The following is a 25,388-nucleotide window of genomic DNA, read 5'->3' as shown; positions in this document are numbered from 1 at the left end:
ATGACGGTAAACTCAAGAAAATAAGCATGAGATTATTCCTCCATTACGATTAATTGAAGATACTGTTAGGAAAAGGGAAAATGAGTAATTGAATCAATTCTTGCTCATAATCGATGCTGAAAAATATTTACCTTTAATTTCTTTCACTTTCGCTTGGCTTACTCTACGATTCAAACAAACTAAATGTTTCCAATAACATTATAAAATTGTATCATTTAATTAATGACATAAATCCCAAAGGAGTCCATATGAAAACAGAAGAACGCTCGCCCGCTGGAAGTATCATCTATCGTCACCAAGCATCAGACAAACCCTTCACTCCTGCTCAGGGTGATACGGCTTCCATTGATCTTATTTCGGAGCATGTTGAGAAGCATATCGGACCTATTGAATCTGTTTATCATGAAATAATCTCCGACCTTATTCATCTTGATATATTATTCGTCCCTCCAACCAAAGAGAGAGACTATATGACATTAGTTACATGCGGAATGAGTAACCTGCCTATGACTGTTCCCGAGGGCGCAGAGGCATTCCGTTATGCTGAGCTTATGATTTGTCTCCCTGCTTCATGGAAAATATCGGAGGAGAGCTTCAAGAGTGAAGAGCATTATTGGCCAATTAGAAGCCTAAAAACACTCGCCCGCCTTCCGCACGAATACAACACATGGCTATATGCCGATCATACGATCCCCAATAATAACCCTGTTGAGAACTATGCTAAAAACACCAAGTTATCGGGTATGATGCTTACCCTCCCCACTGCAGTAGAATCGCCGAATGAATTCTATACACTTGCAATATCACCGGACAAGGAGGTTCATTTCTTCAACCTATTACCGCTTTATAATGAAGAGATGAACTATAAGCTCAAGCATGGCGCAGATGCCTTGTTAGAAAAACTCGATCAAGCTGGTATAAACCTGATTGTCGATCCAAGCCGTAAGAACACCTGCAAAAAACGATTTGGTTTGTTTTAATCAATATGTACAAAAAAAATAGAGCATCGGTGTTGCGAACACCATGCTCTGTTTTCAACTAAGTAGATAACTAACGGACGCCATGAATACGTATCCCTGCAGGCTTGCCTGCAAGTATGTCGGCATTGCTATCATCTACAAATACAGCACTCGATTCAGGACAACAAGCCCATAATCCCGTCAGGGAGCCAAAGCCATCTAACTATCAATACGACGGCGAGTACGATCACGCCTATGATTACATTTTTCGTCCCCTTGCTCATATGAAGCCTCCTCCCCTTCCAAAGTCCGTTAGTAAGGCTACTTGTCAAAACGTTTGCCGCCGTAAATGAAGAAGACTAACAATGTGGAGAGGATCACCCATACGAGCAAGTTGCCAAGGCTCAGCCAGACTTGCTTTATTCCCTCGTCTAGAAATATGGCCGACAGCCCCTGCATGAAGTGATAGGAAGGGATGAAGCTAATCACATCCATAACGAAGGAGACCTTCAGCCCCGGCGCAAAAATGGGGCCAAAAACAAAAAACAGCAGAATAGGAAGGCCCACGATGGACGTCTCGGACGCCGTTCGAGAGATCAAGCCAATTGATGTGCCCAAAGCCATGAAAACAACCAGCAGGAGCAGAATAAATAAAGCCAGGTAACCTATATTTATCGCCGGAACTCCGGTAATAAACATACAGACAATCATGACAGCAATGGTATACACGGTGGTCATAGCGCTTTTACCCAGCAATACCTCCACCGGCGAGGCCGGAGACAACATGAGTGCACGCAGTGTGTTCTTTTCCTTTTCCTCTGAAATCATAAGAGCCTGAACAAAAGCACCAACAACCGCGATTGCAATCATGATGGGCACAGTGAAGCTATCGATGGTATTGCCTTCAGACAGTGCATTTTGGCCTTTCATTAAGATGGAGAACACAATAGGCATGCCTGCCATGAGAAGAATTTGCGGGTTCTTAACGGAATCCTTCCACTCCTTCCCGGCGATCGCGAGCATTCGGTTTAGTGAAAATGTCATTCCAGGCCCCTCCCTGTCAATTTTACAAAGATATCACCGAGCGTCGGCTCATTGGAATGAATCGCCAGCAGCTCTCCGCTGCAGATCAGCTCGTTAATGCGGGTTGCCCCTGCTGCATTCTGTCCTACGATTTCCAGACCTTTCGGCGTTGTGAGGGTAATGGTCTGATCCCCGTGCTGCAGTCTTAATTGCAAAGGAGTATCCAGGGCGGAAATTTCCCCATTGTTCAAAAAAGCAACACGATCACATAACGCCTCCGCCTCCTGCATGTTGTGCGTGGTCAAGAAGATCGTCGTCCCGTCCCGGTTCAGCTGCCGCAGGGTCTCATGAATCTGCAGGACATTAACCGGATCGAGCGCAGAGGTCGGCTCGTCAAGGAATAGAATCTCCGGTCGGTGAAGAATGGCTCTGGCCAGCGTGACTCTCTGCTTCATCCCCTTGGACAACTGATGCACCAACGTATTCCTGTCAGTTGAAAGATTGACGGCTTCCAGCACGCCGCCAACTGACCCTTCAGGTACGCCATACAACCGGCAGAACAGAGCTAAATTGTCATAGACGCTTAGACGATCATACAGGCCGCTATTATCTGTCAGAATTCCGATTCGACCGAGAAAATTTGCATTGCGGCTGCGGTCCGGAGCTGATCCAAATACCGTTACCCTTCCGGATGTAAATCGCAGCTGAGAAGTCAGTATTTTCACCGTCGTTGTCTTTCCAGAGCCGCTGGGGCCGAGAAATCCGAATATTTCTCCTTTCTGCACTTGAAAGCTTAGATTCTTCAGCGCCTGCTTCTTTTGATACATTTTCGCAAGATGATCTACCTCGATGATGCTTTCCATGACGTTCACCCACTATTGCTTAGTAGCCCTTTCAAGCTCACGGCAAGATTATCGCGAATAAGGCTACAGAGCAATAAATCCCCCTTGAAAAGCGCAGTCAGGGGGATGAACGGAGTCATATTAGGGTTAAAAATGCGGACGTTACAGCCCCATAATACTCTTAATTTCTTCGAATCGATTCTTGGACATCGGGATCATCGACTTCTTGTCGTCACGGAGGACCAGGCTGTAGCTGTTGCGTGTCCAAGTAATCAATTCGGATGTATGATTAAGGTTTACGAGGTAGGAACGATGGCAGCGGTAGAATTGATAAGGGGCAAGCTTGTCCTCCAGTTCTGTCAATGTCCATGCTGTCGTGAGGTCGCCTAAGTTCGTATGGATATGCGACAGCCCATCGCTGCTTTCAATGTAATAAATGTCCATCGGGTCCACGAAGACAAATTTGTCGTCCGCTTTGATCATCAGCTTTTCCAGCTTGGCTACCTTTACACGTGAAACATTTTGATCGCTTTCTGAATTGAGTTCTCCTGTCCCTTGCACAGTCTGTTCAGAGGCTTCCGGTTCATCCTGCGTAGTAACCGGGTATAGTCCTCCCTCCGTTAATCTGTAAATATGCTCGGAAAGGAACATGGCCTGCTCCATCGTCGAGCATGTAACGAGTATCGCCTTGCCTTGATCGACGAGAGTGTTGATCAATTTTCTGAGGATAATACAGCTCTCGAGATCGAGATTTTGCTCCGGGTTCTCCCATATGACAAGCTCAGGATTGTGGATGAGACTTCTCACCAAGTTAAGCAGCCGTTTCTCGGAATAACTCAGTCTGGAAATTAATACCTTGGCATGGCCTTCAAGCCCCACTAGGGCCAACAGTTCGCTGGCGGGCACTCGAGTCGTATATAGTCGTCCCCAAAAGGTCAAATAATCGGCTACCTTCATTCGATTATATAATCCGTCATCTAAAAAATAGCAGCCAACACGCTCCACAATTTCAGAACGGTTCAGTTGCAAACACTCTCCGCGGTACAAAGCCTGAATCCCAAGCGAAGATGGCTCGCCCAGAACGGATCGAATGAACTGGCGGCCATGCTCATAATTACACTGCACCACCGCACACTGTCCAGCCATCAACTCCAGTTCCACTGGTGATGATGCAGCACCGCTTTTCCCGGTCTCACTTTGTATTTGCAATACGGTCATACGTTTCAGCCTCCTAACATACCCATAGCCAACTATTAAATATAGCATTACTCAATATATTCCGATTGTAACCTACAATAGAAGGCTGATCCACATACTTCCATGGTTCCAAATCGTTACTGAGAAAAGAAAGGGCACCCGAATGGGTGCCCTGCATTGAAATATTTTACCCTCCATTTAACACCGGCGACCCCGCGCTAGCTTTATTGATGAACATAATCGTGGAAATACCTTTTTGCCGGTGTGGATCAGGTACTTTCAACATACCTAAGTCAACCAAATGTTTGAGCACGTAAGCGCGTATTGTTCCGGATGCCATGCTGTTCTGAGCCCAGTAACGCACGTATTTATGCGCATGTTCGGGCTGGCCATTGAGCTGCAATTGATAGACAGCCTGATCCAATTTCGCGGCAGCCTCTCTTATTCGTTCGGACGGTTGTGGAATCGCGGTGTGCAGACGTTCTCCTGTTTGCTTATCTTTACAATAAACAATATTGGCTTCAAGTCCAGACTCCGTTCGAAGGAGATACTGCTTGTCATGTAGACGCCGATAGGCATCGATGTTCGTATGGTTTTGCGGCAAATCTCCATTAATTACGTGCATGAGGCTGATAAAATCTGAACTCAGATTGTCTCTCCAGCCGCCCTGTCTGCCGGACCACCACGTATCGGTCTGCCACGCTTTTAACGACAGCTCATCGGAATTCCGGTTCATATCGCCGCAAAAATAATAGATTTCCCGGTCATAGCTTACATCGAACTCTCTGTTGATCGTTGCATAGGCGGCATAATGCCCGCCATCTTTACGGCTGACTAAAACGTCTTGATCGCTTACCTTCACAAGTTCATTGAAACTCAGCTCTTTTCCAGCATACGGAATGAGGCTCCACAACAGCAGATTGGTGTCTCCGCCTGGGATATAGACACCGGTTTCTTTGAATTGTTCAGCGATCGGAAAAAAGAACTTAAAATAATGCTCGACAGCAATCTCCGCATACTCTTCGTACAAGCGGTGCAATGCCTCACTTTTTGATTGGGACGGTTCATCAATGTACATATTCGTACGATATTTAGCGCCCGGTAGTTGATCCAAGAAACCGTATTCCTCAAGAGCTTCGACTTCATCCTCGATGAATACAGGTGAAATGCCTAGTTCCTCAGCAATTTCTTTGATCGTTAGCGGCTTGTGATAAGCGGAAAAAGCGATGTTTTGTCTAATCGCCGTCGCCAGAAAGTCGGCAGTATCGCCTTTGTTGCCCGGAGATCCGCTATGTCCTAAACTTGTCATGCGGATCGGATTGATACCAAGATTGCCCATTGATCGAATGGTGTTCATCTTGTGTTTCAGCTCCTTTTTCGCTTCGAATAGGTGCCATTTAACCGTTCCGCCAGATAGCCCCATCGCAGCTGCAATTTCGCTAATTTTCATACCACCATAATAGTACTTGACTACGATTTCTCGTTGCTGGTGAGATAAAAAAGCGATTTCCCGCCGCAATGCGCCAGCTGTCTCTTGACGGATGATCCTGTCGAAGCCCTCGTCCTTGGACAACACCTCTGTGTCATCTATCCGCAATTGGTTGGATGCTTTTACTTTCTCACCAACGTATTTCGCCCACACATAATGCGCGATCTTGAAGACGTAGCTGTTCAAGTCAAGAAACTCCGCCTTTTTGAGAAGCGTCTGGTATACCTCCAGCGTCATTCTTCCCGCCAGCTCCTCGGCTTCAGCGATCTTGCTCGTTTTGTTCAAAGCAAATCCATACAGCGGCTTGATGTAATCCTTAATGACACGGTCAGCTTGTTGTTTATCCATGACTTAAAAGCTCCTTCTTTTCGGTAGCACTCAACTAAATACTGCTTCGAAAACGAAAAAGGTTGGGCAGCTTAGTAAAAAAACTTAAATATACTCTACTGAATTTAATTTGACATCAATAACTCAAAAAACTCTTCAAGGGTACTTGCTACTTTTTCAACTTCTTCGAACTCAGGCTCATACCCACGTACAATAGCACCTCTATCATTTGTTAAACTAATTGCATAGAAAGAATATCCGCCATCAACGGACATAACGATTGGCAGGTAATGATCCCACCACGCAGATATTTCTGATTTCCATATGTCATCATCCACTGCTGCTTCTAAACTGAGCAATTCATATTCATTCCATTTAAATGCATGATCTGAGCGATTATTGAACTCATTCTCGCAAATAAACCAAGTCTTCTCATCTGGTGTAATACACGTTTCAACCGCACTTAAAAAATCTAAATATTCACTTGGAATGTCTTTATATCTAGATGTAATGCTGCTATTCAAGTTTAATTGAGACTCCGATTTTTCGATGATATCCCAACGGTTTTCTTTAGCCCAAATCATAAATTCGGTCATTTTTTTATTCATATTCATCACCTTCTAATCTTTTTCTTTTCAACATTCTATATTCTTTATGAAAAAACAATCCCCTTTTTTTGTATGGATACATGCTGCCCAATAGCTCAAAACCGCTTCAAAATTTAAACTCTCAATTTAACGGCACTATCAGCAAAAACAAAAAGCGGCCCATAAAGGCCGCCATTTCATCCGAGGATCGCACTTATTTTTTCCCAAGAAAGCTTTCAACAATAAAATCCAGTTGAGCTTCCAGCGATACAGCATCATTATAGTAAGAGCCTTCAGCGTTAATAAAAAACACACGATCTTGTTTAACTGCAGGGAGGTTCTTCCAAATACTGCTGCCGTATACAACTTCCGGGTCGCCATTATCCCAGCCCCAATTGCTCGTAAAAATATAATCGCCCGCATAATCCGGCAGTCTCTCAAGTGACAAGTGAATAACGCCTTCACCTTTAGCCAAAATTTCATCCTGAATAAACTTTGGAGCCTTCAAGCCAAATTCTTTATATAAAATTTCCCCGCCTCTGGCGTAAAAATCGCCAAATGCATAAATTCCGCTCGCATAAGGTTGAAGGATAGACACGGTTTTATCGCCTACGACTTGTGTAATTTGTGGTTTGTATTCATTGATTTTCTCATCCCAATTTTTCAACCAATCCTGAGCAGCCTGCTCCTTACCTGCAATTTTACCGTACTCGAGCATCAAGTCTTTGTAAGAATATTTCCCGTATTCCAACCGGACCACCGGAGCAATCTTGTCCAGCTCTTTATAGACCGGTTCCAACTCGGCGGCTGCGACTACAATAATAAGATCAGGCTGCCAGCTCAAAATTTTCTCCGGCGAGAATGAAATGTCTACCGATTCGACTCCGTCAAGCATCCCATCCAAGAAAGGATTCTTCAGCAAGTCAGCTTGAACCCCTACAGGTTTAACGCCAAGCGCTAATAAATTGCCGGTAAAACTGCCTGTCAAATCTACAATATGCTTGGGATTCATAGGAATGACTACCGTACCTTGACTATCTGTATAGGTTTTAGTCGTTGCATCCGGGGCCGTATTTGCAGAAGCTTGTCCCGCAGACTGCTGTCCCGACACGTTCGTTCCTTCCTTGCTGGTACTGATATTTCCTGTGCTTGAACCACTAGAACATGCAGACAACAATAATGTAAAACATAATAGCAATGTAGCCGCAGCCATAAAGCCTGAATGGTTTCCTTTGGACATGCGTGAATCTTCCTTTCCGCTTATCTGATAATAATTCTCATAGCCATTATCAATATAACGAAGAGGGCGGCTTGACACAATGGCAGATCGGGAACGGATACTTGGCAATTTCAGAACCGGATCTGCACGAAGATGCTTCGTCCTAAATACCGCAGGCGGCATGCCATAATGCTTCTTGAAGCTGCGGCTCAACGTATGCGCATCGGGATAGCCAACCAGTTGAGCAATCTCTTGCAGCGGAGCATCTGTTTCCGTCAAAAGCTGCGCAGCCTTGTCCATACGAATTTGAGTGAGCAAACGAATAGGACTTTCATTCATTTTGCTTTTGAACAGCTTGGTCAAATTCCTCGTACTGCAATCAAACAAATCCGCCAGCATATCGAGTGTTATCGGCTCCATAAAGCGCTCATTCATGAAACGAAGCGCCTGCGAAGCCAAATCGGGACGCATAGGCTCGATACCCTGACGCTGCATTTGCCATAATAGCTCGTGCACAAATTGGTAAAAAAGCATCCTCGCATGGAATTTATCCAACGGTTCCGGCTTCATCCAATCTTCAAATAGATGTCTCGCCTTATCCTGCAGGGATAGCGGATACAGCGGTAAGAAACCATATTGAAGCTGAAACGGCTTGTTCAATGCTATAAACCGCATCCATTCCTGAGAGGCGGGTAATGTCAACGATGCTTTGTACAGGATCAAATAATATTCGAACCGCTCTTCGGCTGTTATATCAAGACGCGCACCCTTTCCTCCATGCAGTATGTGAACCCCATTCACACGATGCGTCTCATTATCCAGCCGAATATTTGCACGGCCGCGAACGGCATATAGAAAAACACTGGCTGGAAGGAAATATTCCCGCAGTACTTCTCCTTGCTCCAGAAGCACATAGCGTACGTCCATTAATTTAATAGAAGCATGGTTCCATAGCGTAATATGTTCATTCAAATTCATCGCAGTGTATCATTCCCTCCAGCCGCAAAACTGCGGTCATTCTCCTTCTTCATTATATTGATAACTATTCTCAGTGTAAATGATTGAAGCTGCGGTTTTGTAAATACCTTGTATAGTAATTCTGCACGTAACTAGAGTAGCGGATGACATTGTGCCGATTAGGTTCCAATAATTACAATATTAACAAGAAAACTACCAGGGTAACCATAGGTGCTCATTGACTAATGGACAGGCATCCTTGCCTGGTAAAAGCCATTCATTACAGCGACTCAGGGGGGTTGAGATGAGCGTTCCAAGCTTTATTCAAATGGGACTGGCTATGATTTTCGGACTAACTGGCCTGCTGAAATTGTATTCTCCTTCTTCAATGAAAAACACGCTTATAGCCATCGGTATACCCAAGCCGCTCAGTTCCGCAGGCGCCTGGCTGGTTCCTTTACTTGAAATCCTGACCGCCGGTTTATTGTTATCGAGTGCAACCGTTTGGATTGGAGAAATCCTTGCATTCTGCTTAATTGGAGGATTTATCTATGCTATTTTCATGGCCCTATACAAGAAAGAACAAATCCAGTGCAACTGCTTTGGGAAGCTGCGGGACGAATATCTCGGGTGGGGTACGATTCTAAGGGTTGTCGTGTTACTCGTCATGAACAGTTACATCACGATTGCAAATCACCCCGCTTCCTTAGCAGCTATAAAGTGGGAGGATTTAGTTCTGTACCTCCTTTCCTGGGCTGGCATATTGGGCCTATATTTGATCGTTCAATTCATTATAAGTGCTCTTTCAAACCCGCAAACGGATTAAAGGAGGCTTTATCTTGTCAGCTATATTCTATGTTTCGTATATCATATTGTGGATGCTGGTCATCCTCTTAACTGCAGCTTGTGTTTATCTTTTAAAAAGAAAACCGGCCAGTCCGAAACAAGATACACCTGTACAAAGTGGTTTGGATGGCATCGGCCTGCCGAAGGGAATCCCCTTTCCGAATGACGGCCGGTTAACGTTGGATGGAGCTGTCCCTCACTTTAATAATGCACTGGTCATTCTCTCCATGACATTATGCGGGACCTGTGAAGCTTTGTATCCGAAATTGCACCGATTCCGTCAACAACATCCGCACATTCCAATCTATATCTTGCTGTTCGCAGATCAGGAAGAACAAATTACGCAAACGGTCGAGAAATATCAGCTTAAGCTGCCTGTCATTGCATGCACGCCCCAAGATACTGAATTTTTTCAAACTCACTTTTTCCCGTTTGGTTACGCAGTTGACCAAGAAGGGCTCGTTGCTTCTAAAAGCAATCTGGATCAGGAAGATGACCTTAACCTTATGGCTTCAGCAACTGTGGAACATGAAAGCCGCTTAGCAAAAGCATGGTAAATCCTCTTATGTCTGCATCCTTGAAAAATGTTGTACAGCAAACACGACTATCCTTGCAGATGATGGTCCGTATGATTCGTATCATGTTCAAACTGACTCCATTCAACATGATCTGTTTAAGCATTGCCCAGATTAGTACCGCCATCATCCCCGTGCTGCAAGTCTATGTAACGATCGAATTGGTGCATCGTACAGAGCGGGTGATTCAAGAAGGATCATCGCAATTAGGACCTGCTTTCGTCATTTTACTGTATCAGCTGCTCCTGTTTGTATTGCAATTAGTGCTGGAAGTGTATGTTGATTTTATAGTTAGCAAAATCAAACTGGTCGTTTTGCTACATTTTGGCCAAGAAGTTACGGAGAAATCTGCCCGGCTCTCCCTGCTTCATTTTGAAAACCATGAATTTTTCGATCTGCTGCAACGAGTTTCAACGGGCTTGGAGCACCGAGGGCTGCAATTTTTCCAGTCCTTTCTGCAAATTGCTAAAAACCTGATTACCATTATCGGCTTCGTCGTTGTTTTGCTGGGATTTCACTGGCTCTTGGCATTCGGGATTCTGTTGTTGATTATTCCATCCTTGTACATCGATATCAAAGAAAGCGGCTTTAAGGTATCTCAGTTTGTGAGACAAACGCCGGGCCGAAGAAGATCCATCTATTTCAATACTCTGCTAACTGAACGGCAATGGGCCAAGGAGATTCGTATCTTTGGGTTATCCGACTATTTCATTAACCAGTGGCGGAAATATACCCAGCAGAATGGTCAAGAGCAAATAGATTTGGAACGGAAAATGTCCATTTTCAAGGTTGCCATCAATGGACTCCTATTGGTTATGGTGACGCTGATAAGCGGATTCCTGCTCAAATTGGCTGCTTTAGGAACGATGACCATTGCCAGTTTTGTAGCATTGATTCAGACCATATTCTCCATTCAGTCAAATTTAAAATTTATGGCCAGCTACATTGCTGGAATCTATGAGCAAGCTTTATATACAAATGATTTGTTCCAATTCCTTGCGATGAAAGAGGAAGAAACCGACGGTACGCCTAAATTACCTTTCCCCGCCTCTTTAGAGCAAGGAATTTCGGTGAAAAATCTAGGATTTGGTTATCCGAACAATGGAAGGCCGATCCTGAGCGATATTTCGTTCGATGTGCGTATTGGAGAGAAAATCGCTATCGTAGGTGAGAACGGTGCCGGAAAAAGCACCCTTGCCAAATGCTTGCTCGGCCTCTATCAACCAACCGCGGGCACGATATCCTACAATGGCATTTCGCTGGATCAGATGGATACGAAAGAATTCCGCGAGCATGTAACCGCTATTTTTCAAGATTTTGCGCAATATCAGCTCACTTTGCGTGAAAATATCGGGTTAGGCCATGTGGAATGGATGCAAGAGGAGAGCCGGCTGCAAATGGCGGCTGCGAAATCAGGTGTAGACGAATTTTTCAATGAACTGTCTGAAGGGTTTGATACCGAGCTGGGACATAAATTTTATGGCGGGCATGAGTTGTCCTATGGTCAATGGCAAAAGATCGCGATTAGCCGAGCCTTCTTCCGCGACTCTGAGATTATCATGCTGGACGAGCCAACCTCGGCTTTGGATCCGATGGCGGAAGCACAGCTGTTTGAACACATCGCTCAGCTAACTCATGGTAAAACCACTTTCTTCATTTCGCATCGATTAGGCATTTGCCGGGCAGCTGACCGGATTCTCGTCTTAAAGGATGGTCAACTAGTTGAGCAAGGAAGCCATGAAGAATTAATGAAATTAGATGGGGAATATGCAAACATGTTCCGCACCCAAGCGGAGTGGTACCAATAATGAATCATCATCCTTATGAAAGGAGGTGAAACATAAATGTATAAATGTTCGTTTGGTTCTTGCCCATTGTCGAGAGCAGCGTATAAATCAGATAATGGCGGCTCGTACTGGTATCAAGTCGGTTGCTGTTAATGGATTCATCGACTTTATAAAAAGAGGTGAAGCATATGTTTAAATGTTCTTTTGGAGCGTGCCCAGCATCAAGAGCATACTTTAGATCAGACGATAATGGCGTGTACTGGTACCAAGTAGGTTGCTGTTAATATAAGTATTCCGAAAAAACGGGTATCCTTTTGGGCAATGTCATTAAGCCTTAACTTAATGACATTGTCCCCTTGGGATATCCGTTTTTTTACTTTCATCTTGACCTTTTACCCGGATAGGCTTTATTTCTGCTGCAATTGCCTACGTTCTACGGGGATCGATAATAGAATGTTCGGTGCCTGACATGTAGGAATCGAAGGCTTCCACCCAGTAATGTTCACTATAGCTGTCTCTGTGCGCCTCTCGCTCAAGAGGTCTGCCAAGCCGCATTTTGACTTAGAAACTGTTATTATTATAGTTGTCCTCTTGTTACTTAGAGTGTTATTACATCACATTTCTTCGTATAAATCTTCTTTCCCTCTCTATGAATGTTGTTCTTTTACCGATATATATATAAGTTATGTACTAGTGATAGTCTTATTAAATCTAATCTAATTATTGTATTATTCGACTATTTATACTGGATTTATATTTTTAGTAAGTCTGTTAAATAAATATTTCTATTAAAACCAAAGGATGATTCTAAATGAAACCTCATGGAATTATGTTCCACCATTTTCATGATGATATACATATTAAAGGACAAGGTTCAATATCTGCAGAGAAATTAGAACAAATGATATATTTCCTGCAAAGGGATAAAGTTATTTTATCAGCAGACGAATGGTACGACAAAGCTCTAAATCATAAATTACACGATAATGAGATTTGTATTACATTTGACGATAATCTAAAATGCCAGTTCGACATCGCGTTCCCTGTCCTGGAACGGTTTAATATTAAAGCTTTTTGGTTCGTATATACTTCTCCGTTTCAAGGAGTTCTTGAGCGAATCGAGGTGTTTAGGTACTTCAGATTCAAGTGTTTTGAGAATATAGACCACTTCTATGATTCTTTCTTTAACTATATTAAACAATCCGAATATAGTTCCCAAATAACAGAAGCACTAAACGGTTTCATTCCTTCGACATATCTCAGCGATTATTCCTTTTATACCGACAACGATCGAACGTTCCGCTATTTACGAGATCATGTTTTGAAGCCTCTCGGGTATAATTTGTTGATGGAGCGAATGTTGATAGATTATAAATTGAATCCCAAATCATTGATGGGCTTATTATGGATGAACAAAGATGACGTGCGGACACTGCATAACAGAGGGCATATGATCGGATTGCATACCCATACGCATCCGACTTTAACCGAGGCATTAAACAAAGAAGAACAAAAGAATGAATACAAAGAAAACTTCGATATTCTTTATGAAATCTTGGGAACAAAGCCCGTTTCCGTATCCCACCCTTGCAATTCGTACAACGAAGATACGATTCGCATTTTAGAAGATTTAAATATTAGATTAGGTTTTCGATCTAATATGAACAACTGCTTAAATTCCATGTATGAATTCCCACGGGAGGATCATGCCAATATTCTAAAACAGATGGAACGTTGGAACCCTAATGTCCTTAGCCACCAATGAATAATCAATAGGCTAGCGTCGGTTATATACCGCCACCAGCCTATTCGCATTATTTTTTGATCATCGCTGCATAGAAGAGGCCTATCAGCTCGGCCGATCCTGATCGGAATCCCCTTTAAATATTAAAGGAACGTATTTCGGATCCGTGCTTTCGTAACTGTATGTAACATCGATATTTCTCTGCACGAAAGGTTCAAAGAAATTAGGAATGATCATAGACGGATAATCTCTTCTATTAATGAATCCACCTGCCTCCAAAACTTCCCCAGGCATACCCACATGAATAAAATCAATGTATTCAGCATCCTGCTCCGCAAGCAATTCTAGGAAGCCTTCCAGACAGCCGCATAATGCATCCGCTAAACCGAAATAATCTACAATCCGAATGCACGTAGCGGATTCTTGTGTACATTTTCTCCAAAATAGGATGCCTACGACATCGGACACCGTATTACAAATCCTGGTTGCTTGATACGTATAAACAGGATGGTGATGGTATCTATTTTCATAATATAGCTTGGATTTGTAAGAAGGAATCGTCCGGATAACAGGACCTTCCAGCTGTCGATATTCTTCCAGTGAAAGACTCGAAAGAACCTTATTCGATGGCGCCGCTTGACTGGAGTAGAAGACGGTATGATCTCCAATTGAAGCGATACTGAAGGTGGTTTTCATGGGATTAATGATCACGTAATGATCAGCAATGCCCGTCACTGCTTTTAATTTTTTGGCTAATCCGATCGCGATCTTGGATTCGCCGAATCCGACTTCAGCGCATGCACGTCCCACTTCATTCTTCATCCATTCGACCATCAAGCCAAGTCCAGGCTCGTCAATGTCAGGACGAATCTTCCACATGCTGCCCCATCTGACCGATTCCTCGATTTCGGGATCAAAATGGCTGGTCAGCGTAACCCCGACCATAGCATGGATTTCCCCGGTTTCTTTATGTTTGGCAATCACGAAATTGTAGCGATTTTTCTCTCGATCATAGTGCTGCCATGATAAAAGTTCAGGAGATCTTACAAAAATGTGATCCTTCTTCCAATAGGTATCGATAAATGCAACGACAGCATCAATGTGATCGACCTGACAAAGCTCAAAGGTATACCGATCTTTGAAATAGGGCAAATATTTATTGAATGGCGTTTGTTTCATACAGGCTTAACCCATATAATCCAGAATATTTTGAACTGTTTTGAATGAGCGAATCGTTTCACCCGCAAGAGGCTTGCTACATTCCTCTTCCATCATCACAATCAACGATAATTTGGCCATGGAATCCCAGCTATCGATCTCGTCCAATACCGTATCAACACTGATTTCTCCTGCTTCCACTTCAAGAACTTCTGCTAGCAATTCCATTTTTCTGCTGATTTCCATCTTATATCCCTCCACAAATAGTTTGTATGCTATTCCTCTATAGACAAGGCGGGGTCGTCATAGAATTCATCCGTATAAATCATGGGCAGTATATTTTCAGCCAACAAGTTTGCGCTAATCACTCCCCACGATAACCCCACTCCGAATCCACTCATCAGCGCTCGGATCTCACCGTGATTATCGTTCCCATAACGATCAACAAGGGATAAGGGAATCGAAGCCCCGCTCGTATTACCATAACGATCGATGCTTATCAGAAGCTGTGCGGGGCTTGCCTGTATCCGTTTGGCAATTTGCTTGAGCATGAAGAGATTGGCCTGGTGCAGGGCAAGGCAATCGTAATCCACAATCGATTTATCCACGTTAAGCAAAAATTCATGCATATGCTTGGGAACATCGGTGATGCTAAAGTTAAATACATCCGTACCTTTCATAATTGGGTAAGGATATCCTCTGTGACCAAGAGCCAATTCTTCCGAAGTCAGCGTCATAGCCCGAAAAGCACCGTTCGGTATCAAAATTGAATCATACCGGCTTCCGTCAGAGCGCAGAGATATTTCGATAGGGCTGGCCTGTTCGGACTTCTCGATCAGAACAGCTGCCGTTCCATCCCCGAACAACAAGGAAGATACGCGGTCTTCTTGCGATCCAAGCTTACTCGACGTATCGCCCACAATGCATAATGCACGCTCGCTATTTAAGCTATTTAAGAGCGAACATGCCGTATGTACACCATAGACAAAACCTGAGCAGCCCAAATTAATATCCATGGCCACGCAGTCGATGGATAGCCCCAGACGTTTATGTAAAATTGTAGCGGTGGCTGGAGCTCTGTAATCCGGCGTCTGCGTTACGTATAGCAGCACCCCGATACTGGAGAGATCGATTTGCTTCGTATCGAGTATTGCTTTTGCGGCCACATAGCCCAAGTCGGAAGACAGCTGCTTCTTGACGGATTGGCGGGAACGTTGAACGCCTACCATTTTGATTGTTTTCTCCACGATTTCTTTGCCGAACTTCTCGGATAATTCTTCTGCAGTAATCTCCTGCGTCGGGGCTGCGCATGCGATGCCAGCAATCTGCAAGTTGTTGAACTTACTGATAAGCATGATTCATCCTCCTTCCACTTTATTGTTACACCAAAACGCTGGCATCTACCGAAACAATATGTCCCGTGATATAACTGGACATATTGCTGGCCAAGAACACACATGCGTCCGCGATTTCTCTGGGCTCGCCCAGCCTGCCGAGCGGAATATGATCGAGATGGGTCTGAAGATGCTTCTCTCCAATCGAACGCATCATATCCGTATCGATCATGCCTGGCGCAATGGCGTTTACGCGAATGCCTTTTGGTGCAAGCTCCTTGGCCGCTGTTTTTGTCAAGGATATGATTGCACCCTTCGTAGCGGAATAAACGAGTTGACCGGGATTTCCCGTGATTCCTACAACGGAGGACAAATTGATGATGCTGCCGCTCTTTTGAGTCATCATAAGCTTGCTAGCCAATTGAAGCAGCTCCATCGTTCCGAAGACATTGACCGCGAAAAGTCGTTCCATCAACGAGCGGCTGATCGTTCCGATGAGCGCATCCTGCATCATACCCGCATTATTGACCAATACATCCAGCCGCCCTGATTCCTTCTTGATTTTTAAAAAGGCTTGCTTGACCTGAGCCGTATCGGAAACGTCAAAATATAAGGGTACGACCTGCACGTGTTCGGAACAATACGAGTCGAGAGAACTTTCTTCGATATCGTTCGCATAGATGAGCTGGGCGCCCTCTTCTACGAATCTTTCCAACGTGGCACGTCCAATTCCTTTTCCTGCGCCGGTAATAAAACAAATCTTATTTTGTAAGAGCATGAATTAACTCCTCTTTAGCAGATTACCTAGCACTTCGATATCGCCATGGCCCGGAAACGCCATTATATCCTGAGGCAATCCCTGTAAATAAGGCAGTGTCACCGAGCGATACACCTGACGGTTTCCGCCTGGTAAACGTGTCACAACAGGGGCTCCGTTGGTCAAGCTATCTCCCGTAAAAACAATTTGATTATCAATCAGGATGCATACACTGCCAACGGAATGACCGGGCGTTTCCTGAATAGAAACGCGGTGGTCGAGCCAATTCAATTCCAGAATTCCTGTAAAGGTTTGATCTGCCTCACAGCGGAAGGGCTGCACATCCATTTCCTTGACTTTGAGACGGACATCTTCGTTCTGTAGACCAAATAGCGCCGTGAAGTATTGGGATAAGTTTTTCCGCGGATCGAGAATTCTTTCCCCGCAGGATGCTGAGCAAAGCACCTTGCAATCGGTAAGCTCGCGCAGTCGGTTCACCCCGGAAATATGGTCGTAGTGCTCATGCGTAAGCAGAACTTGTGCCCGGTTGATCGAATTTCGCTCCAAAAAATCATCAAGAGAATCTTCGATAATTGGATCAATAATCAATGCCTCATTTTTTCGATGAATCACATACATGCGTGAGTCAATTGGCTCAAAGCTGGAGCTATAAATGAAAGAATCAGAAATTCGATATACAAATTTCACAGAAATCAAGCCTTCCCAGATCCATGATCATAGCACCATAACTCAATCCGCTCCCAAAGGCACTAAGGCAGCATTTAAGATCCTCCTGAGTCAGCCGATCACCCAGATTGAATGCTGCTGCGAGGGGGATAGAGGCCCCGCTCGGATTGCCAAAGTTTTGCACGATATTCATAAACATCTTATCCCTTGGCGCCCCAATTTTATCAGCCAGCTTCTTCAGCATAAACATATTGGGCTGGTGGAAGATATACCAATCGATCTCCTCTTGTGTAATGCCGGCAAATTCAATTGTATCGGCAATCAGAGGAGGTACCTTCGTCATCACGAACTGGAAAACGGCTGTGCCGTCCATCACTAAATTATCTAGACTCCGTACATTTCCGTCCCCGCTGTCCTTCATTCGGGCCGTTTCCGTACTGCAAGGCATGCGCGATCCGCCTGCTGGAATAATCAATGCGTCTCCCTGCGTCCCGTCCATTTGAATTTTGCAATAGATCGGTTTTGCTGCTTCATCCTGCTCGACAACCGTAATGGTGGCACAGTCGCCGATTAACGGGTAGCTGTTACGATCCTGCTTGGAGACCTTCTTGCTCAGCGTATCCGTATTAAAGACTAGCACTTTCTTACCCGGATTATAGTCGAGCAGCATGAAAGCCTGCATTAATCCGACAAGAAATCCATTACAGCCTTGCAGAATATCCAGACATAGTACGTCCTCGGAGAGACCAAAGTGACTTTGAATCCTGTTGCTTACATGAGGAACGAAATGATCCGGCGTAATGGTAACAACGATTATGCCGCAAACATCTTGTTTATCGATCTTTTTCGTTTGCAGCAGCTGCTCCATGCCGTAGATGCAAAGATCGGATGAAGCGGTATCTTCCTTGACGACTCGATGCTTTTCGAAGCCCATTACCGATTTCAAACGTTTGGTTTGAGCCTCAGGGAAGGTATAATTGCTAATTTCATCGTCAAAAAAGACTTCCGACTCCGGCAGTACACACATGATTCCGGATATTTTCTTGTTGTGAAATTCCAATTTCATATGCTCGGCTCGCTTTCATTCGAATTATTAATTTTGGACGTCGGCGCCACTTTTTCTAACCAGTGAAGCAATGGCCGAAACACTCGAAAAGTATTCAGGAACCATATCAAGCGGATCGATTAAAATAGAGTACTTCTCTTCAAGCTCCGTCACAAGCGATACCATATCGAACGAATCCAGCAAACCGTCGTTCATAAAATCATTACTCGAAGCAAAATCGCATTCAGGCCGAATCTCCTGTAATATGTTCATGATCATATCCATCATTGTCACTCCTCAGCATAATATAATCTACGGCGCCGTCTTGAATGAATCCATTCCGCTCATGATAAGCAATCGGGCCACGGCACCTTGCATTCACCCATAAGTAGAACTGTTCATTATGGGGGCTGTTTTGAATTTTGTACTGCCACATCTTATGTCCTAAATGCTGCTTCCGGTATTCGCCGCGTACGACCACATAACCTAAACAAGCCACTTTTTTGTTGTTGGAATCGAAAGAGGTAAGCCCGGCAATGCGTCCGTCCCGGCGAATAACAACAACTTCTCCGTCTTCAATCATTTTACGTACTTTCGCCAAAGAAGGGAAATGTGCAGTTACGGAATCGAACTCGTGATGCAACAGTTCAAGTATTTCCTCGGCATCCGTGACCCGCGCAAATTCCACGTCCGAAATGTTTATATCGGGATCTCGATGAATCGCTTTGCAAGTCATCCGGATAAACTTCGCATAACAAAAGAAACCGTATTGACTCAATTCCTCGCTTAGGCTTAGCCCTTGAGGCTCCTTCGCCACAATATCACAAACAACCTTCAAATTTGTGGAAGGGATTAGCTTAGCAAGCTCCTGCAGGGCCTGTTCGTCGCGAGCGTAGTAATAGACCCTCAACAAGTCGGAGTCCGGAAGAAGCACAACGGCCGAATCCTGCCCGATTACTATGCTCGCACCGCTCGCATGCTCGAGTTCTTCAAGCTGTTTCTTGGTAAACATAGCATTGGTCCGCATCTTGTTGGATTTGATAGCACGAATAAAAGCAAACAATCTCTCTGCCTGTCCTCGTTCTTCTAATTCCATCTCCCCTCCTCCTTCCTTCACAAGGTTAGTCAAACGCTATCGTTCAGCCGCTGCTTTAGTTGGAGACGATCGATTTTTCCGTTTGTATTCCGCGGCAGTTCCTGCAGAGATACATACTTGTTCGGAATCATGTACTTGGGCAGAAATTCGGCTATCCCTTTTCGCATGTCGACAGGCTTCATATCCGTGGACGGCTCGTAATAGAATACAATTTCCTTACGATCTTGATCGTATATCGCACATCCGTTTTTAACCAGCTTCATGCTGTTGATGATGACATGCTCGACCTCCCCAAGATCGATGCGATAGCCCAAATGCTTGATTAAAGTATCTTTTCGACCTACGAAAATCATTTCACCGCGTTCATTCTTCAAAACGATATCGCCTGTACGATAAATGAGCTCCGGATAGGAGGCCTGAAGCGGATTTTGCACAAAAGCAGCCGCAGTCTTCTCCGGATTGTTATAATACCCCATGGCTAGGGAAACGCCCCGAATGCATAATTCTCCTTCTTCATTAACGCCGGCCAATCGATTCTCTTCGTTTAATATAAAAGCGTCGGTGTTGCGGCAAGGAAAGCCGATCGGAACAACCTCATCATCCTGAAAATCACGATCCACGATAAAGTATGTACAATCCAGTGTGATCTCGATAGGGCCATACAGATTAATAAAACGAGTATGCGGCAGTTTCTTCCTCCATACATTCAATTGCTTAGTCGGGAAGACTTCCCCGGCGTACCATACCGTTTTTAGATCGGGCAGCTGAATATGATCAAGCAGCCCCATATTAGCAATATTAACCATAATGGTAGGCACCCAGAAAACATAGGTTACGTTCTTTTCCTTAAGTAGGCTCAATATTTTCACCGGGAAAGCAGACAGACCATCCTGTATGATTACGATCGTACTGCTTTTAGCCATAAGCATGCACAATTCAAAACTATAAATATCGAATACGATCGGAGAAAGGCTTCCTATAATTTCATCATCTCCGATATCCAGTGTCGCGATGGCCCATTCCGTAAAGTCGATGAAGCTTAAATGGTTAAGAACGACTCCCTTGGGGACGCCGGTTGAGCCGGACGTGTTAATAATGCAGCTGGGGTCGGTACTAATCAAACGCTGTATCCGTGCCGAAATCAGGGCCTCGTCATGGACCATCAGTTGATTAGCCAGCGTATCAAAGTTAATGATGTGCACGTCTGGCGCAATTCCCTTAAGCTTATCGATATGCTTGTCATTGGTGAATATAAGTTTGGGTTGGATCAGCTCGATAATACTCCGAATGCGCGCGGCAGGAGTTTTGGTGTCCAAATTCATATAAGCGTTGCCGCTGTACAAAATAGCGATATTTGACACGACGCTACCAATGCTTTTTTCCATATAAACAGCTATCGGGGCGTTAATCGTCTCACCTACATGTTGAACGATCAAACCGGCCAATTTCTTGGCGTTTTCAGTTAGCGTCTTAAAGTCAATGGATTGATCATGATCAAGGACAGCTATTTTATCGGGTGAAATTTTCGCTGTCTGATCCAGATATTCCGTCAAATGGATGTGCATCTCATTCACCACTTACCCGTCTGTATTTTGTTGGTACCTTTCATTCAACCCGTAAAACGTAACCACATTTCTTTTACAGGTGATTTGACTTGACCGCTAATATACTGCAGCCTCCTGTGTATACCTTTACTTAGTATTATCGGTATTTCAGAATAAAGTATTAACCGTCTTATTATGATGCAGTCCCTCTTGAATGGGATGAGAAGAGTTTCCGAATAAATGAGAGGCCCCTAAAAAGTCAACTTAACGTCGGCAAACATGTATCATTGCTTAAAGAAATCTTCCACCATCCAGATAAACGTATCTTCCTGTCATAAAGCTTGATTCATCACTTAACAAAAAAGTCGTCAAAGCTGCAACGTCTCTGGGTTGTCCCAATCCAAGGATTTGTTTGTTTACCAGAGCCTTAAACCCTTCCTGTCCCATGTCCCGTTCATAGCTTTCAGTTGAGTTGGACTGAATCATGCCTGGACGAATACTGTTAATCCGAATTTTTTTGGGAGCCAGCTCAAACGAAAGGGTTCTTACAGAAGCATCGACTGCGGCCTTGGCAGCCGAATATGCAGTTTGGGCCGGTTCACCATTCTCGGCTGCAAATGAAGAAATCGCGATGATGCTTCCGCCTTCATGCATCTGCTTTTTCTTCGTGATCTGTCTGACAAGCTCGATGAAAGCATAGAAGTTTACCTGCATGTGCTGATGTAAAATCGAAGCACTGAGCGAACGGAGCGGCATGATGGTGCCGCCACCTGCAGAATGCACAAGCCCATGAAAGGGGCTGATCGCCGCTGAACGGGAAATCATCGGACCAATTTCTTCTAAATTAGCTAAATCGCAAGCATAATACTCGTGACCAGTTCCATGTAAGCTATCCGCCAACTCTAGAAGCCTCTTTTCATCTCTTGCCGTAACAACAACTTGAGCCCCCAGCTTAGAAAGATGGAGAGCAATTGCACTTCCTATTACTCCAGTTGCGCCTGTAAGCAAAAACTTTTTACCAGTTATATTCATATAACATCTCCAGACTATGTATGGTTTTTTTCAAATGAAACAAGAAGTATTGAAATATTAAATTGCATTCGAATCTATTATAAATTGTTTGTTCTGGTATCAGCAATAAATAGACTCTCTGTTAAGGTGCGTTCACACTAGGAGAGATGGCAGAAGCCCATTAAATGCGCAGTATAGCCAAACTTGTTCTTTTATCTTCTTATTGTTTTTTGAACATCCAAACCGTATCTGGAAATCTGACCAGAAACTTTAACAACCTGCTCGATTTCTACAATACCAGCTTTCTACAGCCCTGTACTCTCAAGAGGAAAACAACCCCCAAATAGAACCATGATACTCCGAAAAATCAATATGTCCCCCGAGAAAATACCCAATTGAAATAAAAATCGCACACCAGCACAGGGCTCCCAGGCCTGAGAAGATTATATATTTCCGTGGGTTCATGGCGCTCATCCCTGCCAGATAACAAGTCAGATGGCGGAGCCCTGGAATATAGTAGCCGATGCATATCGCCCAAGGGCCGTAACGCTCGCACCAGTGCTCTGTTTTCTCTATCCTATTGGCCGTGAGCCTAACCCATTTCCCATACTTCCACAGCAGCGGCTTACCGAACTTCCGCCCTAGGGTGTAACTGCACAGCATGCCGCTCATAGCCCCGAGGACGCTGATCACAAGGGATGCCGGGAGATACAGCAGCCCAATGGAAGAAAGATAGCCAACAATCATCATAAGAATCTCATCAGGCACAGGCAAACCAATAATGCCAAGCGTAAGGCATAGGAAGATAGCAATATAACCGTATTGGATCACGATATCTTGTAAGAAAGCGATGATGTCCACACTCCAGTTCGAATAGCTTTGGGCATCCTGAATGATTTATCGCCCTTTCAGGAATTTTACTGCTCCCCTTGTCAATAAACCTAGTGCCGAATTGTCACATGACGCTTTCAAAGCGGCTGGATATCATGGATGACGAAATGCAACTTGTTGGTGTGACAACTCCTTTGCCATACTGGGCTCAGCCGATTGTTAAGAGGCAAATCGAATGGACAAGGAGACATCATTTATGAAGAAATGGATTCGCACGAAAACGAATCGCGGAGTGCTACTATTAACTGTTCTGCTATTAACGGCTACGACGATTACCGCATGTATGGGATCAGGGAACGCACCCAATAACAAGAAGGCTCCCGCGCCAGCTGCATCTGAGAAGGCCAGCCTGGAGGGGCCGCGGGATACAAAGGAACTGGAAGCCTTTGCAGATGGCATATTTGCGGAAGCGATGAAGAAGTATAATACGGTTGGTTCTAATTTTGCAGTTGTATCGAATGGGAAAGTGCTGCTAAGCAAGGGTTACGGTTATGCCGACAGGGAAAATAAAATTCCGGTAGACAGCAACACCGTATTCCAAATTGGTTCTGTGACGAAACAGTTCACAGCATTGGCAGCTATGCAGCTGGTCGATAAAGGAAAGATGGATTTGCATCACGATATCCAGGAATACCTGGGAGGGATGAAGGTACCCAATACAACAGGGAAAAAACTGACGATGTACGATCTGCTGACGTACACCAGCGGCTTTGACAAACCGGATATCCTCTCAGGATCGGAACCGGAGTATGTGAATCAATTTTTCCCGATGAAAGAGTCTCTCGAAGCGAATATGCCGACTGTTGTCAGACCTCCGGGGGAAGCGTACACCTACGATAATTTTGGGTTCACACTGGCGGGGTACGCGGTAGGAGAAGTATCGGGCCTGTCTTTCGCGCAATATATGGAGGAAAATATTTTCAAACCTTTAGGCATGAACTCGACGAATGTGCGGTTTACCCCCGAACTGCTGAGCAGAATGGCTGCCCATTATGGTCCAAAAGGCGAACTGATCCCTCTGGAGGGATTCAAACCCACCGATCGGCCTAGCGGCGGCATGGTATCGAACGCAGATGACATGGTGAAGTACCTCATGATGCATCTGAACAAAGGAACGTATGAAGGCAAAGAAATTTTAAGCTCCAAGGGCATTGAGCAAATGCACACCTATCAGGTGTTCCCTGACAAAGAGTTCCCTGTCACAACCATCGGATTCGAAGGCTACTTCAAAGAGAAGATGAATGGTCATCATGTCGTTATTAAAGGAGGAAATGTAACCGGTCATTCTTCCTTGATTGTTATTTTGCCGGAGGAAAATACAGCGTTCTACATGTCCTACAATAACGACTCCATGATGAGTCTCGATGTGTATGAGGCATTTATGAATCATTATTATCCGAGAAAAGGCGAGGCACCACAGCCATCCTACTCGACAATCAGTGAGCAGCAGGCCAAGGACTATACGGGATTGTACCAAAACACGCGTCTTGGATCGATAAGGACCCTCGTTTCCTATTCAGACGGAAAATTGGTTATGGAGACAGGAGATCTAGGCAAGAGTACGCTGCAAATGATTCACCCTTTACTCTTTGAGGATGAATCCGGCAATAAAGTGGCCTTTCAAAAAAATGAGGCCGGCCAAATCACCTATTTCTATTACATGGCACTTCCGCACTACGTAGGCTATGCGCAAAAAGTAAATAGGGATGCGCCATTCACTGATGTACCATCGGACAGCAAGTATGCGTCATATATTCAAAATCTTCATGCTTTGAGGGTTATGGACGGAAAGTCGGCCACCCTCTTCGATCCGGATGGATTGATGACTCAGGGTGAGTTCGCAGAGCTTCTGCTGCTTGCCCATGGCTGGGATACTATGCCTTATACGGTTGAACCCAACAAGAAGCAGATGATGTCCGGATTGCCTGATTATCAGCCTCATTCTCCTGTTACCAGACAGATGGCGGCTGTTATGATCCAAAACCTGAGGCAAGCTGAGCCTGGAGCTAAGGTTACACTGAGTGGAGAGACGGATGCCTGGGCAGTTGAAGCCATTACAACCCTTGTATCCCAAGGCATCATGGACCCCGATACTGGGATCAATTCGGACGGCTCCATCAACTTCCGTTCCAAGCAGCCGCTGAAGCGGCAGGAAGCGAGTGCCTTATTGGACCTAGCATTTGATTACTACACCTTGCCAATTAACAATGAGTCGAAACCATAATTCTGAAAAAGTAAAAACCGCCCTTTAAAAATCAAAATGGCGGATGTTCGATCCTACGAGGCAGAATCACTCCGTAGTTCGGCATCCGC

General features: G+C 44.6%; 23 protein-coding genes. 6 read left to right on the top strand and 17 right to left on the bottom strand.

Annotated features, from left to right (window positions below; translation table 11 throughout):
* Positions 1-248 precede the first annotated feature (248 nt).
* The gene (locus IEX98_RS14740; RefSeq protein WP_188889973.1) at positions 249-980 is read left to right on the top strand and encodes a suppressor of fused domain protein; all 732 of its coding nucleotides are present in this window, start codon (positions 249-251) and stop codon (positions 978-980) included.
* A 300-nt stretch (positions 981-1,280) separates the two neighbouring features.
* Here IEX98_RS14740 and IEX98_RS14735 read toward each other — a convergent pair whose 3' ends face one another.
* The 6 genes from IEX98_RS14735 to IEX98_RS14710 all read right to left on the bottom strand — a co-directional run bounded on the left by IEX98_RS14735 (position 1,281) and on the right by IEX98_RS14710 (position 8,621).
* On the bottom strand, positions 1,281-2,003 hold the full coding sequence (locus IEX98_RS14735; protein WP_188889972.1) for an ABC transporter permease: 723 nt from the start codon (positions 2,001-2,003) through the stop codon (positions 1,281-1,283).
* Positions 2,000-2,845 carry an ABC transporter ATP-binding protein gene (locus IEX98_RS14730; RefSeq protein ID WP_188889971.1) on the bottom strand — a complete coding sequence of 282 codons (846 nt, stop codon included), beginning with the start codon at positions 2,843-2,845 and terminating at the stop codon, positions 2,000-2,002. The genes IEX98_RS14735 and IEX98_RS14730 overlap by 4 nt, the downstream gene beginning before the upstream one ends.
* 141 nt (positions 2,846-2,986) lie before the next feature.
* Complete coding sequence (locus IEX98_RS14725) at positions 2,987-4,042, bottom strand: LytTR family transcriptional regulator DNA-binding domain-containing protein (protein WP_188889970.1); 1,056 nt, start codon at positions 4,040-4,042, stop codon at positions 2,987-2,989.
* Between the two features lie 166 nt (positions 4,043-4,208).
* Positions 4,209-5,858, bottom strand: coding sequence for a sigma factor-like helix-turn-helix DNA-binding protein (locus tag IEX98_RS14720; protein WP_188889969.1), 1,650 nt, complete (start codon positions 5,856-5,858; stop codon positions 4,209-4,211).
* 104 nt (positions 5,859-5,962) lie between these two features.
* Positions 5,963-6,445 carry an SMI1/KNR4 family protein gene (locus IEX98_RS14715; RefSeq protein WP_188889968.1) on the bottom strand — a complete coding sequence of 161 codons (483 nt, stop codon included), beginning with the start codon at positions 6,443-6,445 and terminating at the stop codon, positions 5,963-5,965.
* A 193-nt stretch (positions 6,446-6,638) separates the two neighbouring features.
* Positions 6,639-8,621 (bottom strand): ABC transporter substrate-binding protein, encoded by a 1,983-nt coding sequence (locus tag IEX98_RS14710; protein WP_188889967.1) that lies wholly within the window; start codon positions 8,619-8,621, stop codon positions 6,639-6,641.
* Between the two features lie 283 nt (positions 8,622-8,904).
* On the opposite strand from IEX98_RS14710, the gene IEX98_RS14705 reads away from it, so the two are divergent.
* The 4 genes from IEX98_RS14705 to IEX98_RS14690 all read left to right on the top strand — a co-directional run bounded on the left by IEX98_RS14705 (position 8,905) and on the right by IEX98_RS14690 (position 13,573).
* Positions 8,905-9,426, top strand: a complete 522-nt coding sequence (locus IEX98_RS14705) for a MauE/DoxX family redox-associated membrane protein (protein ID WP_188889966.1) — start codon at positions 8,905-8,907, stop codon at positions 9,424-9,426.
* Between the two features lie 13 nt (positions 9,427-9,439).
* The gene (locus IEX98_RS14700) at positions 9,440-10,003 is read left to right on the top strand and encodes a TlpA family protein disulfide reductase (protein ID WP_188889965.1); all 564 of its coding nucleotides are present in this window, start codon (positions 9,440-9,442) and stop codon (positions 10,001-10,003) included.
* A gap of 71 nt (positions 10,004-10,074) precedes the next feature.
* Complete coding sequence (locus IEX98_RS14695; RefSeq protein WP_188889964.1) at positions 10,075-11,829, top strand: ABC transporter ATP-binding protein; 1,755 nt, start codon at positions 10,075-10,077, stop codon at positions 11,827-11,829.
* 790 nt (positions 11,830-12,619) lie between these two features.
* Entirely contained in the window at positions 12,620-13,573 is a 954-nt protein-coding gene (locus IEX98_RS14690) for a polysaccharide deacetylase family protein (RefSeq protein WP_188889963.1), read from the top strand.
* Positions 13,574-13,657: 84 nt separating this feature from the next.
* Here IEX98_RS14690 and IEX98_RS14685 read toward each other — a convergent pair whose 3' ends face one another.
* From IEX98_RS14685 to IEX98_RS14635, 11 genes are all read right to left on the bottom strand, one after another.
* Complete coding sequence (locus IEX98_RS14685) at positions 13,658-14,731, bottom strand: hypothetical protein (RefSeq protein WP_188889962.1); 1,074 nt, start codon at positions 14,729-14,731, stop codon at positions 13,658-13,660.
* A 6-nt stretch (positions 14,732-14,737) separates the two neighbouring features.
* Positions 14,738-14,956, bottom strand: coding sequence for an acyl carrier protein (locus IEX98_RS14680; RefSeq protein WP_188889961.1), 219 nt, complete (start codon positions 14,954-14,956; stop codon positions 14,738-14,740).
* A gap of 29 nt (positions 14,957-14,985) precedes the next feature.
* Positions 14,986-16,065, bottom strand: coding sequence for a 3-oxoacyl-ACP synthase III family protein (locus IEX98_RS14675; protein WP_188889960.1), 1,080 nt, complete (start codon positions 16,063-16,065; stop codon positions 14,986-14,988).
* Positions 16,066-16,090: 25 nt separating this feature from the next.
* Positions 16,091-16,822 carry an SDR family NAD(P)-dependent oxidoreductase gene (locus tag IEX98_RS14670; protein ID WP_188889959.1) on the bottom strand — a complete coding sequence of 244 codons (732 nt, stop codon included), beginning with the start codon at positions 16,820-16,822 and terminating at the stop codon, positions 16,091-16,093.
* Between the two features lie 3 nt (positions 16,823-16,825).
* Positions 16,826-17,509, bottom strand: coding sequence for an MBL fold metallo-hydrolase (locus IEX98_RS14665; RefSeq protein ID WP_188889958.1), 684 nt, complete (start codon positions 17,507-17,509; stop codon positions 16,826-16,828).
* Positions 17,484-18,554, bottom strand: a complete 1,071-nt coding sequence (locus IEX98_RS14660; RefSeq protein WP_188889957.1) for a 3-oxoacyl-ACP synthase III family protein — start codon at positions 18,552-18,554, stop codon at positions 17,484-17,486. Before IEX98_RS14660 ends, IEX98_RS14665 begins: the two co-directional genes overlap by 26 nt.
* 27 nt (positions 18,555-18,581) lie before the next feature.
* Complete coding sequence (locus IEX98_RS14655; protein ID WP_229692194.1) at positions 18,582-18,806, bottom strand: acyl carrier protein; 225 nt, start codon at positions 18,804-18,806, stop codon at positions 18,582-18,584.
* Positions 18,778-19,629 carry a GNAT family N-acetyltransferase gene (locus IEX98_RS14650; protein WP_188889955.1) on the bottom strand — a complete coding sequence of 284 codons (852 nt, stop codon included), beginning with the start codon at positions 19,627-19,629 and terminating at the stop codon, positions 18,778-18,780. The genes IEX98_RS14655 and IEX98_RS14650 overlap by 29 nt, the downstream gene beginning before the upstream one ends.
* 29 nt (positions 19,630-19,658) lie before the next feature.
* Positions 19,659-21,194, bottom strand: coding sequence for an amino acid adenylation domain-containing protein (locus tag IEX98_RS14645; protein ID WP_188889954.1), 1,536 nt, complete (start codon positions 21,192-21,194; stop codon positions 19,659-19,661).
* A gap of 270 nt (positions 21,195-21,464) precedes the next feature.
* Positions 21,465-22,205, bottom strand: a complete 741-nt coding sequence (locus IEX98_RS14640) for an SDR family NAD(P)-dependent oxidoreductase (protein ID WP_188889953.1) — start codon at positions 22,203-22,205, stop codon at positions 21,465-21,467.
* A 300-nt stretch (positions 22,206-22,505) separates the two neighbouring features.
* A complete protein-coding gene (locus IEX98_RS14635; RefSeq protein ID WP_188890262.1) occupies positions 22,506-23,036 on the bottom strand; it encodes a DedA family protein in 531 nt (176 codons plus the stop codon).
* A 235-nt stretch (positions 23,037-23,271) separates the two neighbouring features.
* Between IEX98_RS14635 and IEX98_RS14630 the strand changes: the two genes are divergently transcribed.
* Positions 23,272-25,299, top strand: a complete 2,028-nt coding sequence (locus IEX98_RS14630; protein ID WP_188889952.1) for a serine hydrolase — start codon at positions 23,272-23,274, stop codon at positions 25,297-25,299.
* The last annotated feature ends 89 nt before the right edge of the window (positions 25,300-25,388 follow it).

It is taken from the genome of Paenibacillus radicis (ex Gao et al. 2016), from assembly GCF_014641555.1.
Lineage (GTDB): Bacteria > Bacillota > Bacilli > Paenibacillales > Paenibacillaceae > Pristimantibacillus > Pristimantibacillus radicis.
Note: the sequence above shows the minus strand (reverse complement) of the source record. Positions and strands in the feature narration are given on the sequence as shown.

What these genes read in the sequence shown, in the direction of transcription:
- IEX98_RS14695 (WP_188889964.1), top strand. Translation starts at nt 10,075, where the DNA reads ATGATTCGTATCATGTTCAAACTGACTCCATTCAACATGATCTGTTTA.
- IEX98_RS14735 (WP_188889972.1), bottom strand. Translation starts at nt 2,003, where the DNA reads ATGACATTTTCACTAAACCGAATGCTCGCGATCGCCGGGAAGGAGTGG.
- IEX98_RS14740 (WP_188889973.1), top strand. Translation starts at nt 249, where the DNA reads ATGAAAACAGAAGAACGCTCGCCCGCTGGAAGTATCATCTATCGTCAC.
- IEX98_RS14655 (WP_229692194.1), bottom strand. Translation starts at nt 18,806, where the DNA reads ATGAACATATTACAGGAGATTCGGCCTGAATGCGATTTTGCTTCGAGT.
- IEX98_RS14705 (WP_188889966.1), top strand. Translation starts at nt 8,905, where the DNA reads ATGAGCGTTCCAAGCTTTATTCAAATGGGACTGGCTATGATTTTCGGA.
- IEX98_RS14630 (WP_188889952.1), top strand. Translation starts at nt 23,272, where the DNA reads ATGAAGAAATGGATTCGCACGAAAACGAATCGCGGAGTGCTACTATTA.
- IEX98_RS14710 (WP_188889967.1), bottom strand. Translation starts at nt 8,621, where the DNA reads ATGAATTTGAATGAACATATTACGCTATGGAACCATGCTTCTATTAAA.
- IEX98_RS14640 (WP_188889953.1), bottom strand. Translation starts at nt 22,205, where the DNA reads ATGAATATAACTGGTAAAAAGTTTTTGCTTACAGGCGCAACTGGAGTA.
- IEX98_RS14680 (WP_188889961.1), bottom strand. Translation starts at nt 14,956, where the DNA reads ATGGAAATCAGCAGAAAAATGGAATTGCTAGCAGAAGTTCTTGAAGTG.
- IEX98_RS14685 (WP_188889962.1), bottom strand. Translation starts at nt 14,731, where the DNA reads ATGAAACAAACGCCATTCAATAAATATTTGCCCTATTTCAAAGATCGG.
- IEX98_RS14670 (WP_188889959.1), bottom strand. Translation starts at nt 16,822, where the DNA reads ATGCTCTTACAAAATAAGATTTGTTTTATTACCGGCGCAGGAAAAGGA.
- IEX98_RS14645 (WP_188889954.1), bottom strand. Translation starts at nt 21,194, where the DNA reads ATGCACATCCATTTGACGGAATATCTGGATCAGACAGCGAAAATTTCA.
- IEX98_RS14715 (WP_188889968.1), bottom strand. Translation starts at nt 6,445, where the DNA reads ATGAATAAAAAAATGACCGAATTTATGATTTGGGCTAAAGAAAACCGT.
- IEX98_RS14730 (WP_188889971.1), bottom strand. Translation starts at nt 2,845, where the DNA reads ATGGAAAGCATCATCGAGGTAGATCATCTTGCGAAAATGTATCAAAAG.
- IEX98_RS14650 (WP_188889955.1), bottom strand. Translation starts at nt 19,629, where the DNA reads ATGGAATTAGAAGAACGAGGACAGGCAGAGAGATTGTTTGCTTTTATT.
- IEX98_RS14660 (WP_188889957.1), bottom strand. Translation starts at nt 18,554, where the DNA reads ATGAAATTGGAATTTCACAACAAGAAAATATCCGGAATCATGTGTGTA.
- IEX98_RS14675 (WP_188889960.1), bottom strand. Translation starts at nt 16,065, where the DNA reads ATGCTTATCAGTAAGTTCAACAACTTGCAGATTGCTGGCATCGCATGC.
- IEX98_RS14725 (WP_188889970.1), bottom strand. Translation starts at nt 4,042, where the DNA reads ATGACCGTATTGCAAATACAAAGTGAGACCGGGAAAAGCGGTGCTGCA.
- IEX98_RS14690 (WP_188889963.1), top strand. Translation starts at nt 12,620, where the DNA reads ATGAAACCTCATGGAATTATGTTCCACCATTTTCATGATGATATACAT.
- IEX98_RS14720 (WP_188889969.1), bottom strand. Translation starts at nt 5,858, where the DNA reads ATGGATAAACAACAAGCTGACCGTGTCATTAAGGATTACATCAAGCCG.